The organism is Ovoidimarina sediminis (assembly GCF_032586175.1).
Classification (GTDB): Bacteria; Pseudomonadota; Alphaproteobacteria; order Rhodobacterales; family Rhodobacteraceae; genus Ovoidimarina; species Ovoidimarina sediminis.
Genome location: NZ_JAWHTE010000020.1, coordinates 22,962 through 44,990 on the forward strand (window position 1 = coordinate 22,962; position 22,029 = coordinate 44,990).

Genomic DNA, 22,029 nt, shown 5'->3' on the forward strand with positions numbered 1-22,029 from the left:
GATCGCTCGCGACGATGCGCATCGTTCAAACCTTCTTATTCTCAATGGTGGTGGTTCTTCTTGTTTTGCTCGCGTTCATGGGGCGGAGCCTGTGGGTTCAGCTTGACGAACTATCAACGGCAGGAAACGAAAACGCGCAGTGGACGATCCAGCAGCTAGACGCTGAACTTTCGACTCTCTACGCGACCCTTCTGGAACAGAGATCGCTCCCGGCATTGGACGAAGGCGCGGTGCGCGTCCGAGCGGAAATCGCACTCAGTCGCATCGCGCTTGTCCGGCGCGGGATATCCGGCGAGATCCTGTCGGACTTGGAGGAGGCAGAGCCCCTCATGACGTCACTGCATCACTATGCGTCAGCCGTCGCGGCGATCCTTGACGAGGACCAATCGATTACTTCCGGAGATCTATCTCGTCTCATCACTCTTACCACTGAGATACGTCCCATGGCGCGACAGATCGCGCTTCTCGGGATCGCTGAAGGTGCGCAGCGGACAGAAGCCAGCCGTTCTGGCTTCCGGTCAAATCTATTTGTATTCGGATCGATTGCGCTCGTTGTCATTGCACTTCTGACCATTTCTCTGCTTGTCGTGAATCATCTTCTGTCCAGTGCTCGCCGTCAAAGTGTCGCCCTTAAGTTATCTGGCGCCCGCCTGAAATCTACGATTGCAGCGTCATTGGACGCAGTCATCGTCACTGATGAAAACCTGAATGTCTTGGACATCAATCCAGCGGCAGAGAGGATTTTCAGATGCAGCTCCAAGGCCGCGATCGGCTGCAACTTCTTTGAGACGTTCTTGCCGAACGAACCGAACGCGGCAAACCGGATCGAGGTCACAGCACCGGTAGAAAACGATCTGCCTAGGATAATCTCTTCAGGCCTTGTTGAGATGACGGCAACCCGATTTTCCAAACAAGACTTTCCAGCAGAAGTGAACTTCTCCACAGTTATTGAACGACCAGATCGTCTAAACGTCATCTATGTCCGCGATATTTCCGATCGAAAGCTCGCCGAGAGTCGACTTTTGGAAGCAAAGAACCGCGCAGAGCAAACAGACAGAGCCAAGTCGCGGTTCCTAACTGTGATGAGCCACGAGATGCGCACACCACTGAATGGTATTCTTGGCGTAAACGATCTACTTCGAAGAACTCCCCTGACCGATCAACAGTTGCACTATCTTGATTTAGCGTCCGCTTCAGGGGAAATCCTTCTGCAGCTTGTAAACGAGGCACTTGACATTACCCGTGCTGAGTCAGGCTCCATGGCCATAAAGAGCTCGCAATTCAACCCGGCTCAATCAATCCGGCGTCTGGTCGATGTCCTCGCTCCTCTCGCTCGCGAAAAAGGCCTCTTTATCGAACTTTCCGTGTGCCCAAGTGCTTTTGGGACCTTCGTTGCCGATGAAACGCGAATTACTCAGATAATCACCAATCTTATAGGAAATGCGATCAAGTTCACCGAGGCAGGCGGAATCAAGGTGTCCCTTCAATGCGTGCGATCGGAAGGCGCCGCGATGGCAAAAATTTCCGTTTGGGACAGCGGTAAAGGGATTTCCAAAGATGAACTAGAAGTAATCTTCGATGAATATGTCGCGATCGCGAAGCCGGATGGACGGCAAAATCGCGGAGATGGGCTTGGCCTTTCCATCTCACGAAAGATCGCACGGCTAATGGGCGGGGATCTGTCTGTAGAGTCGAAGCCCGGAGTTGGCAGTACGTTCTCACTAGTTGTTCCGCTGGAAGTCGAAAGCGCGGGATCCGATGTACCGGCTCTATCTAACGAGGATCGCAACGTAAAGACCGAACGCCGAATTCTAATTGTCGATGATAGCGCAGTGAACAGGTCTGTTCTGGCTGAGATGCTTGTTTTTTCGGGCCATTGCGTTGACGAGGCGGCCAATGGATTAGAGGCGATCACACAAACTTCTGCTCGAGAATATGACCTGATCTTAATGGACATCAATATGCCAGGGCTCGACGGTATAAAAACCACAAAGCGCATCAGACGAAGCAAAGGACCAAATGAACGGACGCACATTCAAGGGTTGACCGCCTACGATCCCGCCGATTTCGCCGAAGTGGCCGTTGAGGCCGGAATGAATGGATTATCCGGCAAGCCAATCCGGCTTGCTGTCCTGAACGACCTGATATCGACCATCGAGCAAACGTCGTCCCCGGGTGGCGCGAGGCTGCTGGACAAGAGTGTCATTCACGAACTGAATGCGGTTCTCGGATCATATGTTATGCGAGAGAAACTCGTAGCCTTCTTTCAAGAGGCGTTCATCGACTTGAAGAGAATACGTGAAAGACCACAGATGGAAAACTGGGGAGAGATTGGTAGCAGCCTCCATAAGTTACAAGGAGCGGCCTCCATGTTTGGTTTCATTGGTCTTGAGCGCAGGCTGGCAGCGGCAGGCGAGGCTGCCGAAGGAGAGGACGAGCCGAGCTTCGTTGCCGAAGTGCTATCTGCCGAAACGGTACTAGACCAAACTCGCGACGAAGTTCACGGGATTATGCTGGTGGCATCGGAGCTAGAGCCGCAAAAGAAACCTGCGATTCTATAGGCTCTTGCTCTATTGCGAAGCACCTTGCTGCAAGATCATGTTTGGCTAAGCGTGACATGAGCGAGGCGCGCGCCGCCAGGTTTTGTTCGTTTATGAAGACTTAACAGTCGTATGGTGAGACCGGGTCCGTTCAGTTCGCAAATCCCTTTTGGGGAGCTTGCCGTGGTCTTTGAGCTTGATCGGCAGGTCTTCCACAGAGTTTATGGCTTTTAGCCGCTATTGGAATAGCGACGAGGCAAACGACCATAAGTCAGCTCGAGTGCGCGGATTTGGCAACTGCGTTAGTAACGATATGGCATCGGCCCTGCGGTTCCTCTATTTTTGGGTTTGAAGGCTCTTGCTGCGAGCTCTTCATGCTTCTCAGACACTGTCTAGTTCAGCGATCCGCGCAACATATTTACCCAAATTTTGGCCAGGGTGGCAGAGGCAATTCAGAATTATGAATTTAGTATATTGGCGGTGTAAGGAGATGTTGTCAGCCGACAGACACGGGACGAGGGATCTCAAGCGAAATCTTTGGGAGTCAATGTCGGCCGACAACACCCATCGAAATCATACTATACAAAAGTATAGGTCGCAACACTTCAACTAGATCCGCATCGCGTTGGAGGAATCCGAGGAGGATCCGTACCGGTAACCGGCAAGCAGACCTCGTTGTGTCACTGACGTCGACCTGAGGGGGCCGCCGAACCACCGAGTGGGACGGTTAAACCTAGCTCTTGGGCAAAGGTCGGCGCAGAAATGCAAAGAATACTCTGTTCATCGGGTCACGTGGACTGAACATGTCGCGTGTCGGACCACACGTCCGGCGGTACTCCCAAGAAAGTAGTCCTGCAGGCCGGGTCTATGAGATGCGATCACGATGCAATCCACGTCATGCTTCGTCGCCCATTCCAGGATCGTGCGACCGGAATGGCCTTCGACCAAAACGCCGCTCCCGTTCTCCATCTGGGCTGCTAAGCGATCCAAGCGATCCAGGATCTCCTGCCTCACTTCGCTTGCGTAGTCCGATGGAATGTATGCCAGAGCCGAACTGGGCACTGCTTCTCTGACATGCAGAAAAGTTACCCGGCCATCAGCATCCGCCAGCCTTGCCGCCGCCTTAAGGGCTTTTCCGTAATCCTGATCTTCGTGAAACGCCACGGCGACAAGAATATGCTTGTACATGGTTTCTCTCCTCCCGCACTTCTCCGCGATCCTAGCAGGCCTCCCTATGTACACTTTGACGTGCCTCAACCGGGCATCAGTCAATAAACGCCCCTGCCCCTCCAACTGCATCGGAAGCAAACATTCGTCCGGCACTGACCAGGCGAACCTCCCGCCTTATCTCCCCCGGACAGGGACGCTCGATTTTACCCCTTGCCCGCTCCAAGAGCGAAGTTGCAACGGATTTCATGACACAAGCTTTCAAGGCAGATCACGGTCTAACGGAATATGGAGGTCACAGCATATCAATGGCGCTGGGACGAATAATCGCCTTACCGCAAGAGCAGCCAAGAGTTGATACATGTCAATGTACGTATGTTTGTTTTTGCTAGAATTTCGCGTGCGGGGAGTGCTGTGACACGCATGCCGCGGGTTCTCAAAGAGTTGGAGGAGAGCAGAAAATGACAGGCAAGAACGTACTGGGCTGCACAGTTGCGGCGATTTCGATGGTATTCTTGGCGGGTGTGCTTGACGGGACTCAAGCGCAGTCTTTGGATACCGAGGGCAAGATCCGCTGTACATCAAAGACGGCTCGGCAGATGACATCTGTGGAAGACATCTGTGTGTGCGAGGTCGTTACCGTGAAGATGCTGGAGTATCTTCGGCAAAGGAAGGACTTCGCTGCGATTTTGGAAGGCACGACTAGAGCTTGCCCCGCGCTGGCGGCAATCTTGATTGATGTCCCTGTTGCGGCAATTCCCGAGGCGCCTGAATCGAGAGGGGAAGGCGGCGAAAATCGTGGAGCCGGAACCGGAAGCGGCGGCGGTTCAACTGGAAACGGTGGCCAAGGCGGCGGCGGCCAGGGCGGCGGCGGCCAGGGCGGCGGCGGCCAGGGCGGCGGCGGCCAGGGCGGCGGCGGCCAGGGAGACAAGGACAAGGGGCATGGGAACGATCCGGACGGGTATGATGAGGACAATCCCGGCAAGTCAAGCGGTCGGCAAAACAACAAGACCGATTCATGTGGCGACGATCGCGACCGGGGCCACGGGAATGATGCGGATCGAGTAGATGAGGATAACCCGGGATGCCCGGAGGGGCCCGGCAAGCGTAGCTAAGCGCGCGGTCACGCAAAAAGGTCAGTGGTTTTGCGAATGAAGTGCGCCGAGACAATCTCGGCGCACCTCACGACGCGTTCGCCAGTTCTAGAGTTGTCCGCGCCCAGAGACACGCACCCACGTCTCGGGACTATCCGGGTTTTGCACCTTCAAGAACGTATATCCCGTGCGATGCCATAGCTTCACAGTCGCTGTAACGCTGTCCAGTATGTAGTCACCTGAGGCAAGCCTCAGCACCAGAACCGCGTGTGGACCGGTTCGTCGGCTCATCACGGTCGCCATTAATAGTCGTTCTGGCGCCACGCCCCTTGCGATCAGTTCCTTTTTCTTCAACAAGGCAACGTCTTCGCAGTCACCGCCACGCACGGTGGGCAGCGCCCAGTACTCTTCTTTCTTGTACTGCCGAATGTCCTCTACCGGTCGAACACGCCGGTTGATGTCCTGGCTCAATCTCTTTGCAAGATGCAATTGTTGGTCCGTCGACAGGCTGCTTGACCGCCTGCTTTCGCAGGCCCAAGCCAGCTCAGAGCACAGATGTTTGGCCCCATAGGGTGGTGCGATCTGCTCCGCCAAAGGAAGGTGAGCGCCAACCGACTGCGCGATAGATTTCGTATTTGCCAATACGCAGAGCAGACAGCTTGCCAAGGCCAGGCTCCGCAGCAACCGATTGCCCCACACACATGCCCCGCAAGCAGGCTTAGAAGGTTCAAGTGCCATGTTCCGCCCTCTGGAAGAAGAGTTCGCTTTCTTCGTATCACAATCGAATGTCGAGCAGGTCGCCTTGGGCGAATTTTCGCCTGTGCGGAAAAATCTGCTGAGAATGACCAGTGTGCAGAATACGTCTTCACAAGGACGGTCTCGATAGGAGCAGCATTGGTGGCGGAGCACACACTCGCTCTTAGGCGCGACGTGGTTAGCGCGAGCATCTGGGATGCGGAGCGCAAGCGCCTGATCGGACTGTTTTGTACCATTCAAACCAACGGAACAGATAAAGGGCCAGTACCCAATTCCGTTGTGAAAACCATCGTCACCGTCCGTCGCCAATGCTTCTCAAGGATGCAAAGCATTATTGGACAAGCACAGACCTCAAGAAGACTTAACACGGTGATTTCAATGACGGTGCGATCGTGGGCGGGAAAGACATGCACGAGAATGTCCATTCATACTGTTGCTCGATACAGCGACAATACTAATCCCGGAACGCAGAAGACGCATGCACGGTCGCAGCCCACGACATATTCAGCCATACTTATGCCACATAAGGATTATCTTATACTGTGGGCAGATAGTCATGCGGGCTTGCTCGTAGTTGCCGCTCAGTTTCGTGTTCGAAGGTTCCGATGACTTCAGTTGAGTTCATAATTGCTTTAGCTGCTGCGCTCTTGGCCGTTTGGCGATGGCGCATTTTGAGTTATGATGGGGACATTAGAAAGCGTTGGGCCCAGCAGCGGCGGAAGTAGCGCGCTTTCCTTTCTCTACACGCCAAACACACCCAGTGAGAACGGCAGATCGATGCTATTAGCTTTGCCCCTGCTGCCTCAGGAAACGAACGGTCCGACTTTGAAAAACGGAATTTACAAAGAATTGCCCCAAGTGCGCGCCTGATTTCTCAGAGGTCGATCAGCGCTTTCGCCTTTGGGCGCTTGCAATATTCTCCAAGGCGATTGGTTCACAGTAACCCGGTCATCCAGAGGAGAAGACTCGACCAGTCCACAGTATCGGTTGCTGGAATATCCATCATTCTATCGCTCTATACACCAACGTAAATGCATACGGATTGTGCGTGGTTCATGCGCAGTCTCGCTCAAGGCGCCAAAGGTGTCTTCCTTTCGGACGCACTCAAAGGACGGTTAATAGTGCTCAATTTGGTGCGGCCTGATCTCAGGCCTTGAAGATCGATGGCAAATATCCGGAAATGACATGGGATTAAGCTGCGAGGGTAGCCAGCGGCTTGCCGCGCTTCGCGAACAGCTGAACGGCGGGGCGACGCTCGATCTGCAACTCTTTTGCCAGGCGACGGAAACGCGCGTCGATGATGTCGTCGGTCCGGTCGGTAGATTTGAACTTAAGGATCATTTCGGTAACTCGTGATTTGTGTGTCGGTGTTTTAGAGTGTGAAAATGAGCATCAGATCGAATCCAGACCAAAAAGGGGCAGGTTCCTGGGCATCCCATGGAACCTGACCCTCGAAATTGTGAAATGGATCGCACCCGGCGAGGTTTACCCAGAACCTCCTGAGGATGATCGAAGACCGGCCGCGACATCTGACCGTAAGACTGCGCTGGCATCTCACCTGGAGTAAAACCAATATGGCGCCTCGGATTGGCCTCGGGACAGAGCCAGATCCAAGACGCCGCTTTGTTGGACCGTGGGAGCATTAGGTCCAGAATTCGTCGGTGATGCCCAAATACACACGAGGGCGTCAACTCACTACGACATACTCACTCACTCGAACACACTGAACATCAACTCGTTACAGCACTTAAATTAGCATATCTAATGCGCCATAAGTGTAATGCACTTCACACTCATGGATGATTTCCGAACCAAAGCGGGAAACAGACTGTTCCCACGGCTTCATTTACTACCTGTATGTGCAAAGGGCGTTTCTTTGGCGTGCACATCGCTGTGCGTTATCGGCGGTTCGGGTCGGAATTCTCTTGGGGATCGGCTGCACGAGCCGTCGTGCTCCTGCCACGTGCGGAAGAGAGACGCGCCCTGTTCTCCGATCCCGCTCTGGCTACGACGGGCCCCCAAGACTCCGCGGTGGTGACCCTAGAAAGAGGGTTTTGGCGCTATGTGACGGGTGCCCCGACGCCAAAGAAGACGTCACCGCAAAAAGAGAGGGGCTCGCGCCCCTCCCATCCCGACCGGTCCTTGTCTCTCGTCTTACATTTGGGGCAGCTCAAAGCGCGGCCGGGTTGTCCGACCGGAGGATTTGACCTCACGGCGCTCTTGGAGCTTGGGGTCGAAGTCTATGCCGAACCTGATCATGAACACATTCATCTTTAATTCTCCCGCTATCTATAAAATGGGTATTGTTATCTCTCAAATTCCCGCGCGGATCATCAGCCGACCGATAACCCCCGCATTGGCCCACCGCTCCGCGACCAGAGCGCGGTGGTAGATCTCTTTCCGAGCAGCGCTGCGGACGTCTGTTCTGGTGCGGGTTGCGTAGAGTTTCATGGGTCTATCTCCGATCTCTTGACCCAATCTATCCAGATCCCATCCTCCGATCTGTGATCTGCGCCACATTCTCGCCACATTTCTTGAGCCACGCACCGCGATGGCGACTAAAGCACTGTTTCAAATCAATTAAAAATTTAGATTCACTCAATTGATCCGTGTCTTCAAAGGCCGCAGCGACGTGAAGTGTCGGCACGTTATCGGCCGTTTGAGTCGGGGACGGTACGCGTTATCGGCAGTTCGAGTCGCTCACCGGCCGTGGCTCGGGTCAGACGAAGATCGCGAACAACTTGTGCGTGTGCTTGGCTTTGTTTCGGAACCTCAGGCAGACATCTCGCTCCACGCCCTGTACGCCTGCCGCTTCTCCCGCTCTGCCTCCCGCACGTAGCGATCCATGAGCCTGAGCCGCTTCCGCAATTTCGGCAACCGGTTGTCACTGGCCGAGATGAGGATCCTGATCCCCTTCTTGGTGATCCCGACGTGGCGTGACTTCAAATAGGTGGCGAGCACGGCCGGATCATCGAGATCCAGAAGGTCGAGCGCGAAGGGATCCGGCTCGGCATGGGTCTTGGTGTACTTTTGAAGCGCGAGGACAGCGTCTCTTTCGGCCACCTGAGCCCGCTCCAGCCGGGCCTCTGCGCGGGCGAGCGCAATCACCGCCTGGCTCCCGACCCCATCGCCCAGGGTCTCGACCGTGGCAGAGGCGTCTCCCAGGATGATCCGGACCCAACGCAGCACATCTTCTGACGGGGGCGGCAAGGTTAGCCCGTGTTTCAGGGCGTTACGCGCAACTTTGGCACGCTCCGCCGCAGAGCGCGGCCCTGTACTCCTTCGGGCGTTGCGCCGGTTTGCCGCCCTTTGGCGCTCAGTCGTCACCCGGCGCCTCGATCAGCTCGGCGTCCGGGACAGCGTCCCGCACCAGTTGCGTCTTCAGCATCCCATACTCTTCCATGAGAGCGCGGCGCCGCTCATCGAGACGTGTCGGCCGACGGGCCAGAGCCTCGGCCTCCTGGAAATGATCGAGATAGGCCTTGGCGAGAATATCTGCCTCCGTGATCCCCTTCGCTGCGATATGCGCAAGCGCCGCCTGGCGCGCCGCGTTGTCCTCTCCGAGAAGCTGGGCCACCAAAGCCTTGTTCTTGTCATCCGGGAGTAAGAGCTCCTCGATATCCTTCTCGTCATGCAGGAGGCTGACGGCCGCCTTGCGATAACTCGCAAGATCAAGCGCACGTGTGAGATGCTCGTGCCTATATTGGTCCCAGAGACAGGCAAAGATCTGCGTGGCCACGGCAAGTTGATGAGGCGTATCCGGTTTCAACTGAGCAAAGACAGCCGCTTTCATCGCTCCATGCAGGCTCTCGTCTTCCCAGGGCAAGGGGTCGGTCTTCGGGATCAGGTCAAGCAGCTCAGGCTCGATTTGTGAGGCGGTGTGGGCGTTCATGGCAGTACCCCTAAGTCTCGGCAGCGTTAGCATCATACAGTAAATCACTGGAAAGTCTATACTACATATGGACCCCTGAAAACTTCCCGACTTCGGGCGGAAGTCGCTTCAGGCGGCGCAAAGCATCAAATTTGCCATCTAACCGTCTGAAATATATAAACACAAATGGATCCTCAATTTTACAGCACAGGAGGCAAGAGCGCATCGCGGCAAACAATTGAAGGCAGCCAACTGTACGCGTGCGATCCGAAAGAAGATCGCTACCCGGGAGAGTCCTCCGGTTGGTTGATCGTCTGAGGACACCTAGTTGGTGTAATAGCTCGTGTACTTCTCTTTGTATGAGTAATAGCCATTAGAGGCATACTTCGCCGCCTTGCCCGTGTTCACCTGGGTCATCGCGACCCCGGCAATGGGCGCGCCCACCGAACGAAGTTCCTTCAGGCCTTCGAGCACAGCCCCCTGCGGGGTTTCGTTCCAATGGACCAGGTAGACGACAGCATCGGCCTGCTTGGAAATGATCCGGGCATCAGCCACGACATGCGTGGGCGGCGTGTCGAGGATCACCAGATCATATCTTTCGGACAGATCCTTGATGAGCTCAGCGAGCTTCCGAGAAGACAGGATGTCGGCCGCGTTCGCGGCGTTGCAATGCTCCTTCTTCACCGTGGTCAGGATGTGTAGACTGGTTTCAGCGTCCTTGTAGACCGCCTCGTCGATCATGGCCTCACCCTCTAGAACCGACATCAGCCCGTATTGATGGGCTTCAACGCCGATGTGGCCTGCAAGCTGAGGCAGACAGAGGTCGCAGTCGATGATGATGGTGGAACGCCAAGAAGGCTATTTTGCAGATGGCAGATCCGCGATAACATCGAGTCGTTGACGATTTAGCCTGGGGGGGCTGGCCGTGGTAAAAGATAATTTCATCTTCGGCATGAATCTTGGGGGTGGCGCGTACACCGACAGTCTCGGCAATTTCTATCAAGCAGACACAACCAGCCAAGGCTTTACCTACACGACGTCGGCGTCGATTTCAGGAACTGTCGATGATACGCTGTATAAATCTGAGCGTTGGTGGCAAAGCACCTTGACCTATGAGTACGCGGTCGCGCCAGGAACCTACTATCTCGAGCTAAATTTTGCAGAGATTTACTTTGGTGATGTCGATCTAAGAGAGTTCGACATTCTCGTAGAAGGTGTGCTGGTCCAGGACAATCTCGATCTTTTCGAGTCGGTCGGCGGAAACGAAGCCTTGGTTTTGGGCTATTATGTGGACGTTCAGGACGGTGCCCTCACTTTCCAGCTGTCTCCAGAAATCCAAAACCCGAAGATTAGCGCCTTTTCCATCTGGTCCGTTGTCGAAGATCCTGCTCCCGATCTAGCACCGCCTACGGCGACCATAAATGTGTCTGGTGGGCTCACAGAGCTGGACCCCGTCACAGTCGTCGTAACCTACGAGGACGACACCGCTTTAGATACCACAAGCATCGCACTTAGCGACTTGAACATCCTGGGGGCAGGTCTTTACACGATTGACTCCCAGACGCTGACCCTGTCCCCCGATGGAAAAAGCGCCACTGCCACCTACCAGATCACGCAATCCGGCGGATGGACAACCGACCCGGTCAGTTTTGAAGTCGACGCGGGTGCATTCAGTGATACCTCCTCCAATTTGAACGTTGCCGTCGTAGAAAGCTTTGTATTTACCGATCCCACCACTGATGGGACCTCGCCCACCGTCAGCATTTCCGTGTCGGGTGGAGCGTTCGGCAATGAACCCGTGACCGTTACAGTATCGTACGCGGACGAAACAGCGTTGCAGCAGAGCACGGTTTCGCTGGCGGATCTGACAATTTCCGGGCCGAGTTCTTACAGTATCCTCTCGGAATCACTTACGTTTGGGACCGACGACAAATCAGCCACCGCAACATACTCGATATTGCAGGACGGTGGTTGGAGCCTGGATCCAGTTACATTTTCGGTGGCGGCCAGCGCAGTCGAAGACACGTCCGGCAACGGCAATGCTGCGGTATCCGTAACGGAAATCTTGGGACATCCCTTCTCGGAGATTACTCCGGTTGACAGCTACACGGGGAGTGAGGTCGGAGCCGTTCAAGTTCTCGTCACGCCCAGTACCGGTGTCCAGGTGTCAACTTATGGTTCAAGCGCTTTTCAAATTACTAATATCGGCGACAAGCGCGTCGCCGCGATTTACATCGACATCTCGAACGCAGTCCTCGCCGACGCAGTTTTTGATCCCGAGGGTCTTGCAGGAGATAGCGTCGCTCGGGGCGTCACCTACGGCTCGACCGGCGGCACCGGCGCTTTGAGCTATGGTGGCTCGGATTTGCTGACGCCCTTCTACGGAACCGGCGGAACAACTGGATACGAAGGGATGATGATCGCCTTCGATCCCGCCTCAAGCAATGGCTTCCAGACCGGCGAAACCGTTCTCTTTGGGGTGGACGTCGATCCTAACTCGATCGTTGGCCTTCCGCAAAATCCCACCGACATCAACGGAAGTGACCCGCGGCTCAATGGCTGGGATATCGGCGGTGTATCCGGCGCAGAACTCATAGGGGCCAGCGTCGACATTCTGTTCACCGATGGCAGCGTGGCGACTGCACAGCTCGTGAGCGATGGCAGTCAGGGCGGGGCATTTGCCTTTGCCAGCGAGGCAAGCCCGATGCTCTCGACAGAACTGACAGTCAACGGCACGGTCGAGGGTGCGATCGGCGTGCTGGAGCCGACGAACACTGTGACAATTGAAGGGCCGGCTGGCGAAACGGCGCGTGTGACGATGGTAATCGGGTTTGCGCAGCCCTTTGATTACACCGCGCCAGATGGCAGCACGATAAGTGTCTTCGACCGCCTCGTCGCGGTGGACGATCCGTTCCGGGCGAACAATGCGCTTGAGGTTCAGACGGTGGACGTCGTTCTTACGGGCGGCGTTCAGGATATCACATCGCTGTTCGACTTCACGGCCCCGGGCGGTTCGCTTTCCTTCGACGGCGACGATGCACTTCCCGTGGCGTTCACGTCTGTCGTTTTGGGGGTAGACGGCAACCCAGCCGGTCCGGTCAGTGCTCCAATCTATCTGCAGCCTGCGGACACAGGCGGCCCGACGGTCACGATCAGCGTCGAGCAGGCCACGAGCACCATCGGCTCCATAACGGTGACGGTAACATATAGCGACCCTGACGGCCTGAACCTTGCGACGCTCGATTTGGCAGATTTTGCGGCCGCATCGTCCGGTGGTGCGCTCGACATTCTCTGGCAACGGCTCGATCTTTCCGCCGATGCACAGAGTGCGACGGCGACTTACGCAATTATGCCGTCCGACGACGATTGGTCTGGAGACGTCGCGACGCTTTCCGTAGCGGCCGGTGTTGTTCAAGACAGTTTCGGGAACGCGAATGCGGCCCAAACGGCGGGCTATACGTTCACCGACCCCGGAGGCCCCAAGGTCGGATCCTTAGGCGAAATGACGCAGCTTGCTTTGCAGGGGGTGAGCCTGAACAATCCAACGTCGATCGATGTTGGACCGGACGGCAGGCTTTACATCAGTCAACAGAATGGCCTGATCGTCGCGCTCACTGTAGACCGTCAGATTGTCGTCAATGAATTCGGCGTGACCACCGAGACGTGGACTGTCACCGATCGGGAAGACATCCCGCTGATCCAGGATATGCCGAACCACAACGATGTGGGTGAGTATCAACCGGGCGTGACAGACCGACAGGTTACCGGGCTTCTGACTACCACTGATGACAGCGGCAATATCGTGATTTACGTGTCTTCTTCTGACCCGCGGATCGGTGGCGGAGGTTCAGGAGACGACAAAGACCTAGATACAAACTCTTGCATTTTGTCGCGCCTCACACAGCAGCCCGATGGGACCTGGGAAAAGCTTGATCTCGTGAGGGGGCTTCCTCGGTCCGAAGAAAACCACGCGACCAACGGGCTCGAATTGACGAAGACCGCCGACGGTGAGGACGTGATTCTTCTGACTGTCGGCGGGTTTACCAACGCTGGCGCGCAAAGCAACAACTTCGCCTATACGCCTGAGTATTATTACTCTGCTTCTGTCGTTGCGATCGACCTGGCCAGCCTTGAGCAAATGGAGGCCGACGGCGAGATCAAATCCTACACGCCGCCCGGGTCGACCGAGACCCATTTGTATTTGTTTGATCTTCCAACCCTCGACGACATTACACGCGACAACGACGCGTCTGGGGGAGATCTCGCCGGAGATGGTAGCTCAACGGCTGACGTGTTCGGCGGAAACAACGGATTGAACCAGGCAATCTTTGATCCTTCCGGAATTGTGAAGGTTGTCTATTCCGGTTTCCGCAATCACTACGACATCGCGATTACCCCGGCAGGCGAGGTCTACACAGTCGACAACGGATCCAACTCGGGTTGGGGTGGATTGACTGTGAACGCATCCGGTGAAGTGGTCGTCGATTCCAACGGCGACGGGATTGCGGACAATGGGCCAGCAGTAAATCTTGCAAACAATAGCGGTCCTTCCAATGCGGACAGCCTTCTCAGGCTCGACGACAATGTCTGGCAGCCGGACAGCGTCATGTACTATGGCGGGCACCCCAACCTTTACCAGGCATACTCGTCAGATGCAGGGTTCTATTTCTACGCAGACTCAACGAATCCCTGGGGCGTCGCGGCAGGCACGCCCCTTGATTTCGTAGATGGCGCGCTCGTCCCCACGGGGGCGCCTGTGGATCTCGGCCCGCTGATCCCCAATGCTGATCAGATTTCCGGTGTCGACGCATTCGGTAATCCACTGATTGATCCACGGCTGGCAGTTCAGTTGGGCACCGGATCACGAACCGAGGGCCTCACCGATACTCCTAACGGTGCATTGTGGACCTTCTTCTCGTCGACAAACGGGCTCGATGTGTATGAGGCCGCCGGTGGGCTGCAGGGTGATCTTGTCACGGTCTCCTTTAACGGCAAGATCTATGCAATCGACATCGGGCCTGACGGTTTGGTCAACGCCGTCGAGTCCCGTTCCCTCACATCGAGCCCATTAGACGTCACAACACAGGGTGATCTCGATCCCTATCCAGGGGTAATCTTCGTCGCTGCGTACGGAGCGGATCAAATTGTTATTCTATCGCCTGGAGCAGGAGTTGGAGTAACGCCTGATCCCAATGATCGCGACCAGGATGGGATTGACGACACGATCGACCCCTTCTCCGCTGATCCGGACAATGGTCTTCTTGATGTGGTCCAACCAGGCGAAGTAATGCTGTGGACTTTTGTCAATGGCGTCAGCTTCCCCAACGAGAGAGACACCCTTTTCGACGGAACCGGTGGACTTTTCAATGGTGGTGACATTGGGTTCACCGGGATTATGACCAACCGAGGTGGTCTTCCGGAAAGCCTCTATGTTCAGGACAATATCATCTTTGGTGGAGCACCAGGTGTACTCCAGGTCAAGGAGGTCGACACTGGCGACCCGACCGCGGACAGCCAGCGAAACGGGTTCCAGCTGGGTGTATCGGTCGGCTCGGGTACAACCGCCTTTACGGTCAGTTCGCTCATCGACAATTACCTGGACGATGTTTCTGGCGTACCTGCCGAAGAAAAACTTTCTCAAGGGATCTTCATTGGGGCGGGCGATCAGAACAATTTCGTCTCGGTGTCGCTCGTTCGGCTTAGCGATGGTCGGACCGGCTTTGAAGTGGTCTCGCAGTTTGCCTTCGATTTCATTGGCGAAACGGCGCCGCAGATCGACTTTTACGAAGTATCTGAACTCGCGTCCGCCGGTGATAATGATACTCTGGAGCTTTATCTCGATGTAGATGTGGCAAATGCCCTCGTGACGCCGAGGTGGACTTACACTCTTTCATCGGTGGTGAGCAACGGGGCCGGCGCCAGCGTTGCATTTGCCGGCGACGCGCTCAAGGCGCTAGAGGGAGACCTTACCCTTCCAGATGATAGCGGTGGACTTGTGCCAGTTGGACTTGCGGTCGGCGTGGTATCATCGAGATCCGGCTCCAGCGGGAGCGGGCCCGGAGCAACGGTTGCGGCAATCAGCTCCGGCGGAGATGAAAGTTTCACTGCCACGATCGATGGCGTAGATGTAACATTCATTCCCGATACCCAAGCCACGAACGTATCCCTTACAGGATCATCAAACACTTATAGCACGGACGAATTAATAGATTTCGCGGGCACGACAACGCTCGATGAGCTTCACACCGAGGAGCGTTACGCCAATAATGGTGCTTCGTGGGGTTATGACATCGCAACCGGCGACGGCACGTTCCAAGTCGATCTTTATTTCGCCGAGATTTGGAGCGGGGCGTTCTCCAATGGTGCGCGTATCTTCGATGTCCTGGTTGAGGGACAAGTCGTCGCAAACGACCTTGATATCTACGCAAACGTCGGACCAAACGCCCACTATTCGGTTACAGTGTCGGCGACCGTGTCCGATGGCATTCTTGATATCGACTTCAGCAGCATAACAGAGAATGCGAAGCTCAGCGGGCTTGTCGTTCGAGAACTTGGTGGCAATCAAGGAAGTTTCGCGGCCGATTGGGATTATTTGCAGATCGAGGGCTTCGGCACCCCACCGCCGGACCTTACGGATCCAACGGTCGCCATCACCGTTTCGGGCGGGGTCGTCGCCGACGATCCAGTGACCGTGACCGTGACGTATGCGGATGAAACGGAGCTGCTGCAGAGCTCTGTCGAGCTTACTGATCTGGCGATTGCGGGCCTAGGGACTTACAGCATCCTTTCCGAAACGCTGGAGTTCTCGCCTGATGGTAAGGGTGCGACCTCGACTTACACGGTTCTGCAGGATGGCGGTTGGACCATCGATCCAGTAAGTTTCAGCGTAGCCGACGCTGCGATCTCAGACACGTCGGGGAATACAAATGTCGCTGCCAGCGATACTTTCGTGTTTGTAGTGCCCGGAAGCGACGTGACTGACCCAACGGTTGGCATCTCCGTCGCAGGGGGAACGTCCCAAAACGATCCCCTGACTGTGACAGTAACCTATTCCGATGACACGGCCCTGGATCAGAGCACGGTTGCTCTTTCAGACATGACGATAACAGGTGCCGGGACTTACAGCATTCTGTCGGAAGAGATTGTCTTTTCCGAGAGCAATGAATCTGCAACCGCTACCTACTCGATCTTACAGGACGGTGGATGGACGCCCGATCAGGTTGATTTCATTGTAAATGCAGATGCTATTGCCGACACTTCGGGGAACACAAATGGCGCTGCATCGCAAAGTTTCATTTTCGATGATCCCAGTGGCGACGTTTTTGTCTTTGCGCTGAACGCAGGCGGCGATGAATACGTCGCTTCAGACGGAACAATCTACGCGGCAGATACTTATGGCGCTGGGAATACGTACTCTACGTCGACAAGCATCGCAAATACGAATGATGATCTTCTTTACCAGACTGAAACCTGGAAGTCAGGCGGCTTTGTCTATGACATTCCTGTCGAAAACGGCATCTACACTGTCCGGATTCATTTTGCTGAAATCTGGCAGGGAGCCTTCAGCATTGGCGCGCGGGTGTTCGACCTCTATCTTGAGGACCAGTTGGTTCTCAATGATCTCGATATATATGCCGAAACCGGTCAAAATGCTGCTTTTGTTTACGAAACTTCGGTCGAAGTGCTCGATGGCAGCCTTACACTCTGGACAGATGCTGAGATTCAGAATCCAAAGATAAGTGCTTTCAGCATCTGGGAAGGAGACATGCTTGCATGAGGATTGATGAGCGCATTCGAAATATCTGCAATGTACCTCAAGAATTTCCACCCAGCTGAATTGATTAGTTTGAGCAAAGTATGCCAAATTTAAAGGCTGGGCTCTTAATTGTAGACGGTGGCGAGATTAATGATTGATATCACTGTTTGGAAGAAGGCTTGGGCGCTCCTTGATGCACGCGAGCGGCGGAATGCATGGCTAGTGCTTGGCGTGATTGTCCTGGCGGCGCTTTCCTCTGCTGCGATGGTGGGGTCAGTGATGCCTTTCCTATCCGTGCTCTCGCAGCCCGAACAGATAAGAGACATTTCAGCGCTGGCCTGGGTCTACGAAGCCGGCGGGTTTGCGAGTGACTTTGGCTTCCTCGTGGCGCTGGGACTAGCAGCGCTCGTCGTGATCTTTCTTTCAAGTATTTTACAGATTGCGCGCGCATGGGCTGTCGCGCACTTCGCATTCATGCGTACCTACACGCTCAGTCACAGGCTGCTCGCGACCTATCTCCGGCAACCCTACGAGTACTTCCTAGATCACAATTCTGGTGACATGAGTACGCAGGTCCTCTCGGAATGCCAGGAAGTCGTGAGCCAGTTTTTCCGACCCGCTGGGGAATTGATTGCTGCTACGCTTACTGTCTGCACCATTGTTGCAGTACTCCTCTGGGTTGACCCGCTCATTACCATGATTGCATTTGCGGTCTTTGGAAGCCTCTACGGAACGACTTTCCTTCTTTCGCGTCGGCACATCAATCGCGCCGGTCATGTCCGATGGGCCTCAAATGTGGAACGCTACCGGCTAGCCAACGAGGCGCTCGGTGGGGTAAAGGACATCAAGCTTCTCGGGCGAGAGGGCGCCTATGTGGATCGCTACCGCATCCCTGCCCAGCGCATGGCGCGGGCCTCTGCGACTGTCCACTTTGTAGCCGCGACGCCGCGATATGTGATGCAGGCCATTAGCTTCGGAGGGGTCATCCTCCTCTGCCTCCTGCTGCTTGATCCAGCCGAGCTCGCAGCAGGACAAGCCTTGAGTGGCATCCTTCCCTTGCTTGGCCTTTTCGCATTCGCAGGCCAGCGCCTCCTACCGGAACTGACGCGCCTTTACGAAGGCTTCACGCGCATCAATGCCGGGGCAGCCGCTGTAGATGCCGTTCATCGGGATCTCATTGGGAATAGCCATGACGATTTGCAGCGTGATGTGCCGGCGCCATCGGGCCTCAAAAGAATGCTCTCCCTAGAAGATGTTACTTACACTTATCCTTCGGCTGATCATGCAGGACTTAGAAACGTGTCCCTTTCAATCCGAGCCGGCGAAAAAATTGGGATCGTCGGATCGACCGGTGCCGGAAAGACGACATTGGCGGATGTCGTGCTGGGACTCTTGCGGCCGGATAAGGGCCGCCTTGTTGTGGATGAAAATCAAATTACCGACGAGAACTTGCGCGCATGGCAACAAACCGTCGGCTATGTGCCGCAAGACATCTTCCTTACAGACAACAGCGTCGCCGAGAATATTGCTCTGGGTTTGGCGCGAGAAGAAATCGGCGAAGACCGTCTCCGACGTTCAGCGCGGATTGCACAAATTGATGCGTTCATCACAGAGGAGCTTCCACAGGGCTACGATACCATTGTCGGCGAGCGGGGTGTGCGACTCTCGGGCGGTCAGCGGCAGAGGATCGGTATCGCACGCGCCCTATACCACGACGCAGACCTCATCATTTTCGACGAGGCGACGAGTGCACTCGACAATCTTACGGAGCGCGAGGTCATGGCTGCCATCGATGCACTGCCGGGCGATAAAACAGTACTGATGATCGCGCATCGGCTCACTACCGTTCAGCGCTGCGACCGTATTGTGGTGATGGACAAAGGCCGTGTGGTCGGGTGCGATAATTGGAAAGCGTTGATGGACGGTAACATGGCGTTTCAGCGTATCGCGCAAATACATGAGTCGGCCTGATGCTTACCGGAATTAACCTGATACTTATCCGGCAGCCTTGAGGTAGTTCCAGCACTCGGTGGGACATAGAGCCCGCAGATTATCTCGAAGCGATGAAGACGTCGGTTGGCTACAGTTCAAAAAGCATGGCCCGCATTTGATACTCCAACGTAAGAAGAAGCAGGTTACATAAGCAATGTCTAATGGGGTTTTGAAAGAACCATATCCGCTGATTACCATCGGCGTCGCTTGTTACAACGCGGAGAAAACAATCCTTCGAGCGCTCAACGCTGCTTTATCCCAGTCCTGGTCGAATTTCGAGATAGTAGCTGTGGATGACTGTTCCCAGGACAATTCTTGGTCAATCCTGAAAGAGTTTTGCTCGCAACATGACAACGTTCGAGTAATACGTCATCCGAAAAACAGCGGGCCGGGAACAACGCGCAATAGCATTGTAAGGAACGCCAGAGGCGAGTTCATTGCCTTCTTCGACGATGACGATGTAAGCCGCCCAGATCGCCTCGCGAAGCAGTACCAACGCTTGACGAACTATGAGCGCGCCAACGCGAATGCGCTGGTATTTTGCTTCTGCAATCGCGATGTCGTAGACTTCGGAGGATTCGAACCCACAATGTCACGTCTTGCACTTGGTCGGCATCCTGTCGAACCTCGCGGAGAGGATGCCGTAAATTTTCAACTTGGTAATGTTGCACGTCCGGGCTTCACTTGGGGAACGATCGGGACATGCACATTCTTTGCACGAAAATCTGCAATGGAGTACGTCGGCCCCTTCGAGACGCGAGTTCGCCGCGCGGAAGACATCGATTTCGTGGTTCGTGCCGGCTTGATGGGGGCCCACTTCGTCGCGGTCGATCAACCCCTCATTACCCAATACCTTGTTGCCCGCAGCTACAAGGCGGGACAGGTGGAACTTGACTCCAAGCTCTTTGTCGTCCGGAAGCACAAGGACTATTTGCAATCCAAGGGTGCCTACGCCGGAGCTCTTGCCATGGCCCGCGCGCATTTTTGGGGGGAGCGAGGACATCGTGCAAGACGCTGGCTTTGGTATTTGATTGCTCTTGCCGTCTATCCCAACGACTGGAAAGTGATGCGTATCAAGTCATCTCGAATTTATCGTAGCGTTATGAACACTCCGGTGTCCCTCGTCATGTTCTGAATATGGATCCCAAGCGAGAACTACCTAATACATTCTCTTTCAAACTCTACTGCCGAGTTACACCCGACTTTCACCGCAAAATTCATGAATAGTCAATCGATCTTTTTTTGAAACTCCATTTTCTATGTGCATTGTTATTTGGTCTCGAAGATCACTTTCAGAGCGATGTGAACTTCTGACTATTCCATGATAGTTCACGCCACACGCAGCGCTTAAAAAAACAAAACACGGTATCCACCATCCATCCTCAACTATTTCGATAACCACACGCGGCCTCCATTCCAATATGTTGAACATAGCGCCTCCATGATCGGCAATTACAATATCCGCTTCATCTGCAAATTTTCGATAATAATCTCTGTCCTTCCCGTCGACATCAATGACCCTACCACCAATGTCCCTGATAATCTGACCGATAATCTCACTGGGATAGCTTCGGCCTGGGGTTTCAACCGTTCGCCGGAAAGATACCCTTGACAAGTAGATAATCTTTCCCTGCTTTGGAATCACGTTCGGCACCTTGAACGCCTCTCGGTAGAATTGAACTTCCTCCTCCAAGAGGATATTACCCAAATGCTTAATCGAAAGAACATATGCTTCCTCAATAAGCGTATTATCTTCAATAACTTTATATTCTATTCCAAGGTCTGATAATTCCTTTTGAACATATGGACGAGTTCCAATCCACGCAGGCAAGACGAGTGGGCGCGGAAACTCTTTGGCAGAAATTATTGAATTTCGATGCTCAGCAACCCAGTCTCCATATGTGTATGGTGTGTGTGCCTGCACAATCGTTCCTTGAGTTATACGGCTCGGCGTTCGGAGCGGTATCTCCTTGAAAAATCTCAATACTGAACGTGTGGTCAACTTTGTCACAGACGCGTTACTGTCTAACTTCTTCCCAATCCACGCGAATCCATTTGATGTATATGTGACATTTGCAATCTTGAGATTTTTCGGCGGCACAACAAAATCATTCACCACTACATACGAGCGCATACATCTTGCGCCTGCAAGATATTCATCAGGGTCCGAGTCCAAAATAATATCTTGAATTGAAGAGGCGGGTTGATCGCCCCAAAAATAGGCGCAATACTTTGATTTACGCTCTCGCGTTATACTACTGTCGTCCAGAAACCCCAAACGGCGCAGAATGCGTATCATTGTTTTCTTTGAAAACTGTACTACGCTCCAACTTGATCGCGTCGTGATTTTCATGCCCTCTTCATAGAGAGCTTGGTGAGCACCTAAAACTGATTTACGTTTTAGCATTGAACTGCCTATACTTAGAAACTCTCTTCGCACGAAGTCTTAACTGCTATTTATATCAAAGCCCAAGAGATATCCACATCAAGTCTCGCGAGGGGCTGCGACCCGCGGGAAACGTCGCCTAGTCAGACCGGTGAATCAAAGCTATCATTCTCCAAATGCCGACTGCGATCACCAGATCGTTCAAGTGTGCATTGTTCGGACCCGGCTGTCAGATCATCTTGACACAGAAGCGACGTTTCGAGCGCTATGACCCTACTTGTTCAACCGCGTTCGACGCGCTTTAGTTGGGATCACTGTCACGCGCATGATCCCATGCGAGGAAGTTGAATAGCATCAGGAACAGCACTGACGATAGAACTGGTGACTGCAACCTAGCCTGGTTGGAAGCTGCAGAGCGGATTGGCACATCGCACGGTCACCAATCTTGATTGGCCGCAGCTGCATGC

General features: G+C 54.4%; 13 protein-coding genes. 5 read left to right on the forward strand and 8 right to left on the reverse strand.

Annotation, left to right across the window (positions count from 1 at the left end; translation table 11 throughout):
• Window positions 1–14 precede the first annotated feature (14 nt).
• Entirely contained in the window at window positions 15–2,561 is a 2,547-nt protein-coding gene (locus RXV90_RS19195; RefSeq protein ID WP_316650732.1) for a hybrid sensor histidine kinase/response regulator, read from the forward strand.
• A 759-nt stretch (window positions 2,562–3,320) separates the two neighbouring features.
• On the opposite strand, the gene RXV90_RS19200 is transcribed toward RXV90_RS19195, so the two are convergent.
• Complete coding sequence (locus RXV90_RS19200) at window positions 3,321–3,728, reverse strand: universal stress protein (RefSeq protein ID WP_316650734.1); 408 nt, start codon at window positions 3,726–3,728, stop codon at window positions 3,321–3,323.
• A gap of 440 nt (window positions 3,729–4,168) precedes the next feature.
• Here RXV90_RS19200 and RXV90_RS19205 point away from each other — a divergent pair, with 440 nt between their 5' ends.
• A complete protein-coding gene (locus tag RXV90_RS19205; protein ID WP_316650735.1) occupies window positions 4,169–4,822 on the forward strand; it encodes a hypothetical protein in 654 nt (217 codons plus the stop codon).
• Between the two features lie 87 nt (window positions 4,823–4,909).
• Here RXV90_RS19205 and RXV90_RS19210 read toward each other — a convergent pair whose 3' ends face one another.
• The 6 genes from RXV90_RS19210 to RXV90_RS19235 all read right to left on the reverse strand — a co-directional run bounded on the left by RXV90_RS19210 (window position 4,910) and on the right by RXV90_RS19235 (window position 10,193).
• The gene (locus RXV90_RS19210) at window positions 4,910–5,539 is read right to left on the reverse strand and encodes a transglutaminase-like cysteine peptidase (protein ID WP_316650737.1); all 630 of its coding nucleotides are present in this window, start codon (window positions 5,537–5,539) and stop codon (window positions 4,910–4,912) included.
• A gap of 1,209 nt (window positions 5,540–6,748) precedes the next feature.
• Window positions 6,749–6,898 carry a hypothetical protein gene (locus RXV90_RS19215; RefSeq protein WP_316650738.1) on the reverse strand — a complete coding sequence of 50 codons (150 nt, stop codon included), beginning with the start codon at window positions 6,896–6,898 and terminating at the stop codon, window positions 6,749–6,751.
• A gap of 972 nt (window positions 6,899–7,870) precedes the next feature.
• Window positions 7,871–8,008 (reverse strand): hypothetical protein, encoded by a 138-nt coding sequence (locus RXV90_RS19220; protein WP_316650740.1) that lies wholly within the window; start codon window positions 8,006–8,008, stop codon window positions 7,871–7,873.
• A 321-nt stretch (window positions 8,009–8,329) separates the two neighbouring features.
• Window positions 8,330–8,746, reverse strand: coding sequence for a hypothetical protein (locus RXV90_RS19225; RefSeq protein ID WP_316650742.1), 417 nt, complete (start codon window positions 8,744–8,746; stop codon window positions 8,330–8,332).
• A gap of 127 nt (window positions 8,747–8,873) precedes the next feature.
• On the reverse strand, window positions 8,874–9,449 hold the full coding sequence (locus tag RXV90_RS19230) for a hypothetical protein (protein ID WP_316650744.1): 576 nt from the start codon (window positions 9,447–9,449) through the stop codon (window positions 8,874–8,876).
• Window positions 9,450–9,752: 303 nt separating this feature from the next.
• Entirely contained in the window at window positions 9,753–10,193 is a 441-nt protein-coding gene (locus RXV90_RS19235) for a CpsD/CapB family tyrosine-protein kinase (protein WP_316650745.1), read from the reverse strand.
• A gap of 160 nt (window positions 10,194–10,353) precedes the next feature.
• Here RXV90_RS19235 and RXV90_RS19240 point away from each other — a divergent pair, with 160 nt between their 5' ends.
• From RXV90_RS19240 to RXV90_RS19250, 3 genes are all read left to right on the forward strand, one after another.
• Window positions 10,354–17,205: a malectin domain-containing carbohydrate-binding protein gene (locus RXV90_RS19240; RefSeq protein WP_316650747.1), complete on the forward strand. Its 6,852-nt coding sequence runs from the start codon at window positions 10,354–10,356 to the stop codon at window positions 17,203–17,205.
• Window positions 17,206–17,334: 129 nt separating this feature from the next.
• A complete protein-coding gene (locus RXV90_RS19245) occupies window positions 17,335–19,155 on the forward strand; it encodes an ABC transporter ATP-binding protein (protein WP_316650749.1) in 1,821 nt (606 codons plus the stop codon).
• A gap of 175 nt (window positions 19,156–19,330) precedes the next feature.
• Window positions 19,331–20,311 carry a glycosyltransferase family 2 protein gene (locus RXV90_RS19250; RefSeq protein ID WP_316650751.1) on the forward strand — a complete coding sequence of 327 codons (981 nt, stop codon included), beginning with the start codon at window positions 19,331–19,333 and terminating at the stop codon, window positions 20,309–20,311.
• A gap of 57 nt (window positions 20,312–20,368) precedes the next feature.
• Here the strand turns inward: RXV90_RS19250 and RXV90_RS19255 are convergent, their stop codons facing one another.
• On the reverse strand, window positions 20,369–21,583 hold the full coding sequence (locus RXV90_RS19255) for a glycosyltransferase family 61 protein (RefSeq protein WP_316650753.1): 1,215 nt from the start codon (window positions 21,581–21,583) through the stop codon (window positions 20,369–20,371).
• Window positions 21,584–22,029 lie beyond the last annotated feature (446 nt).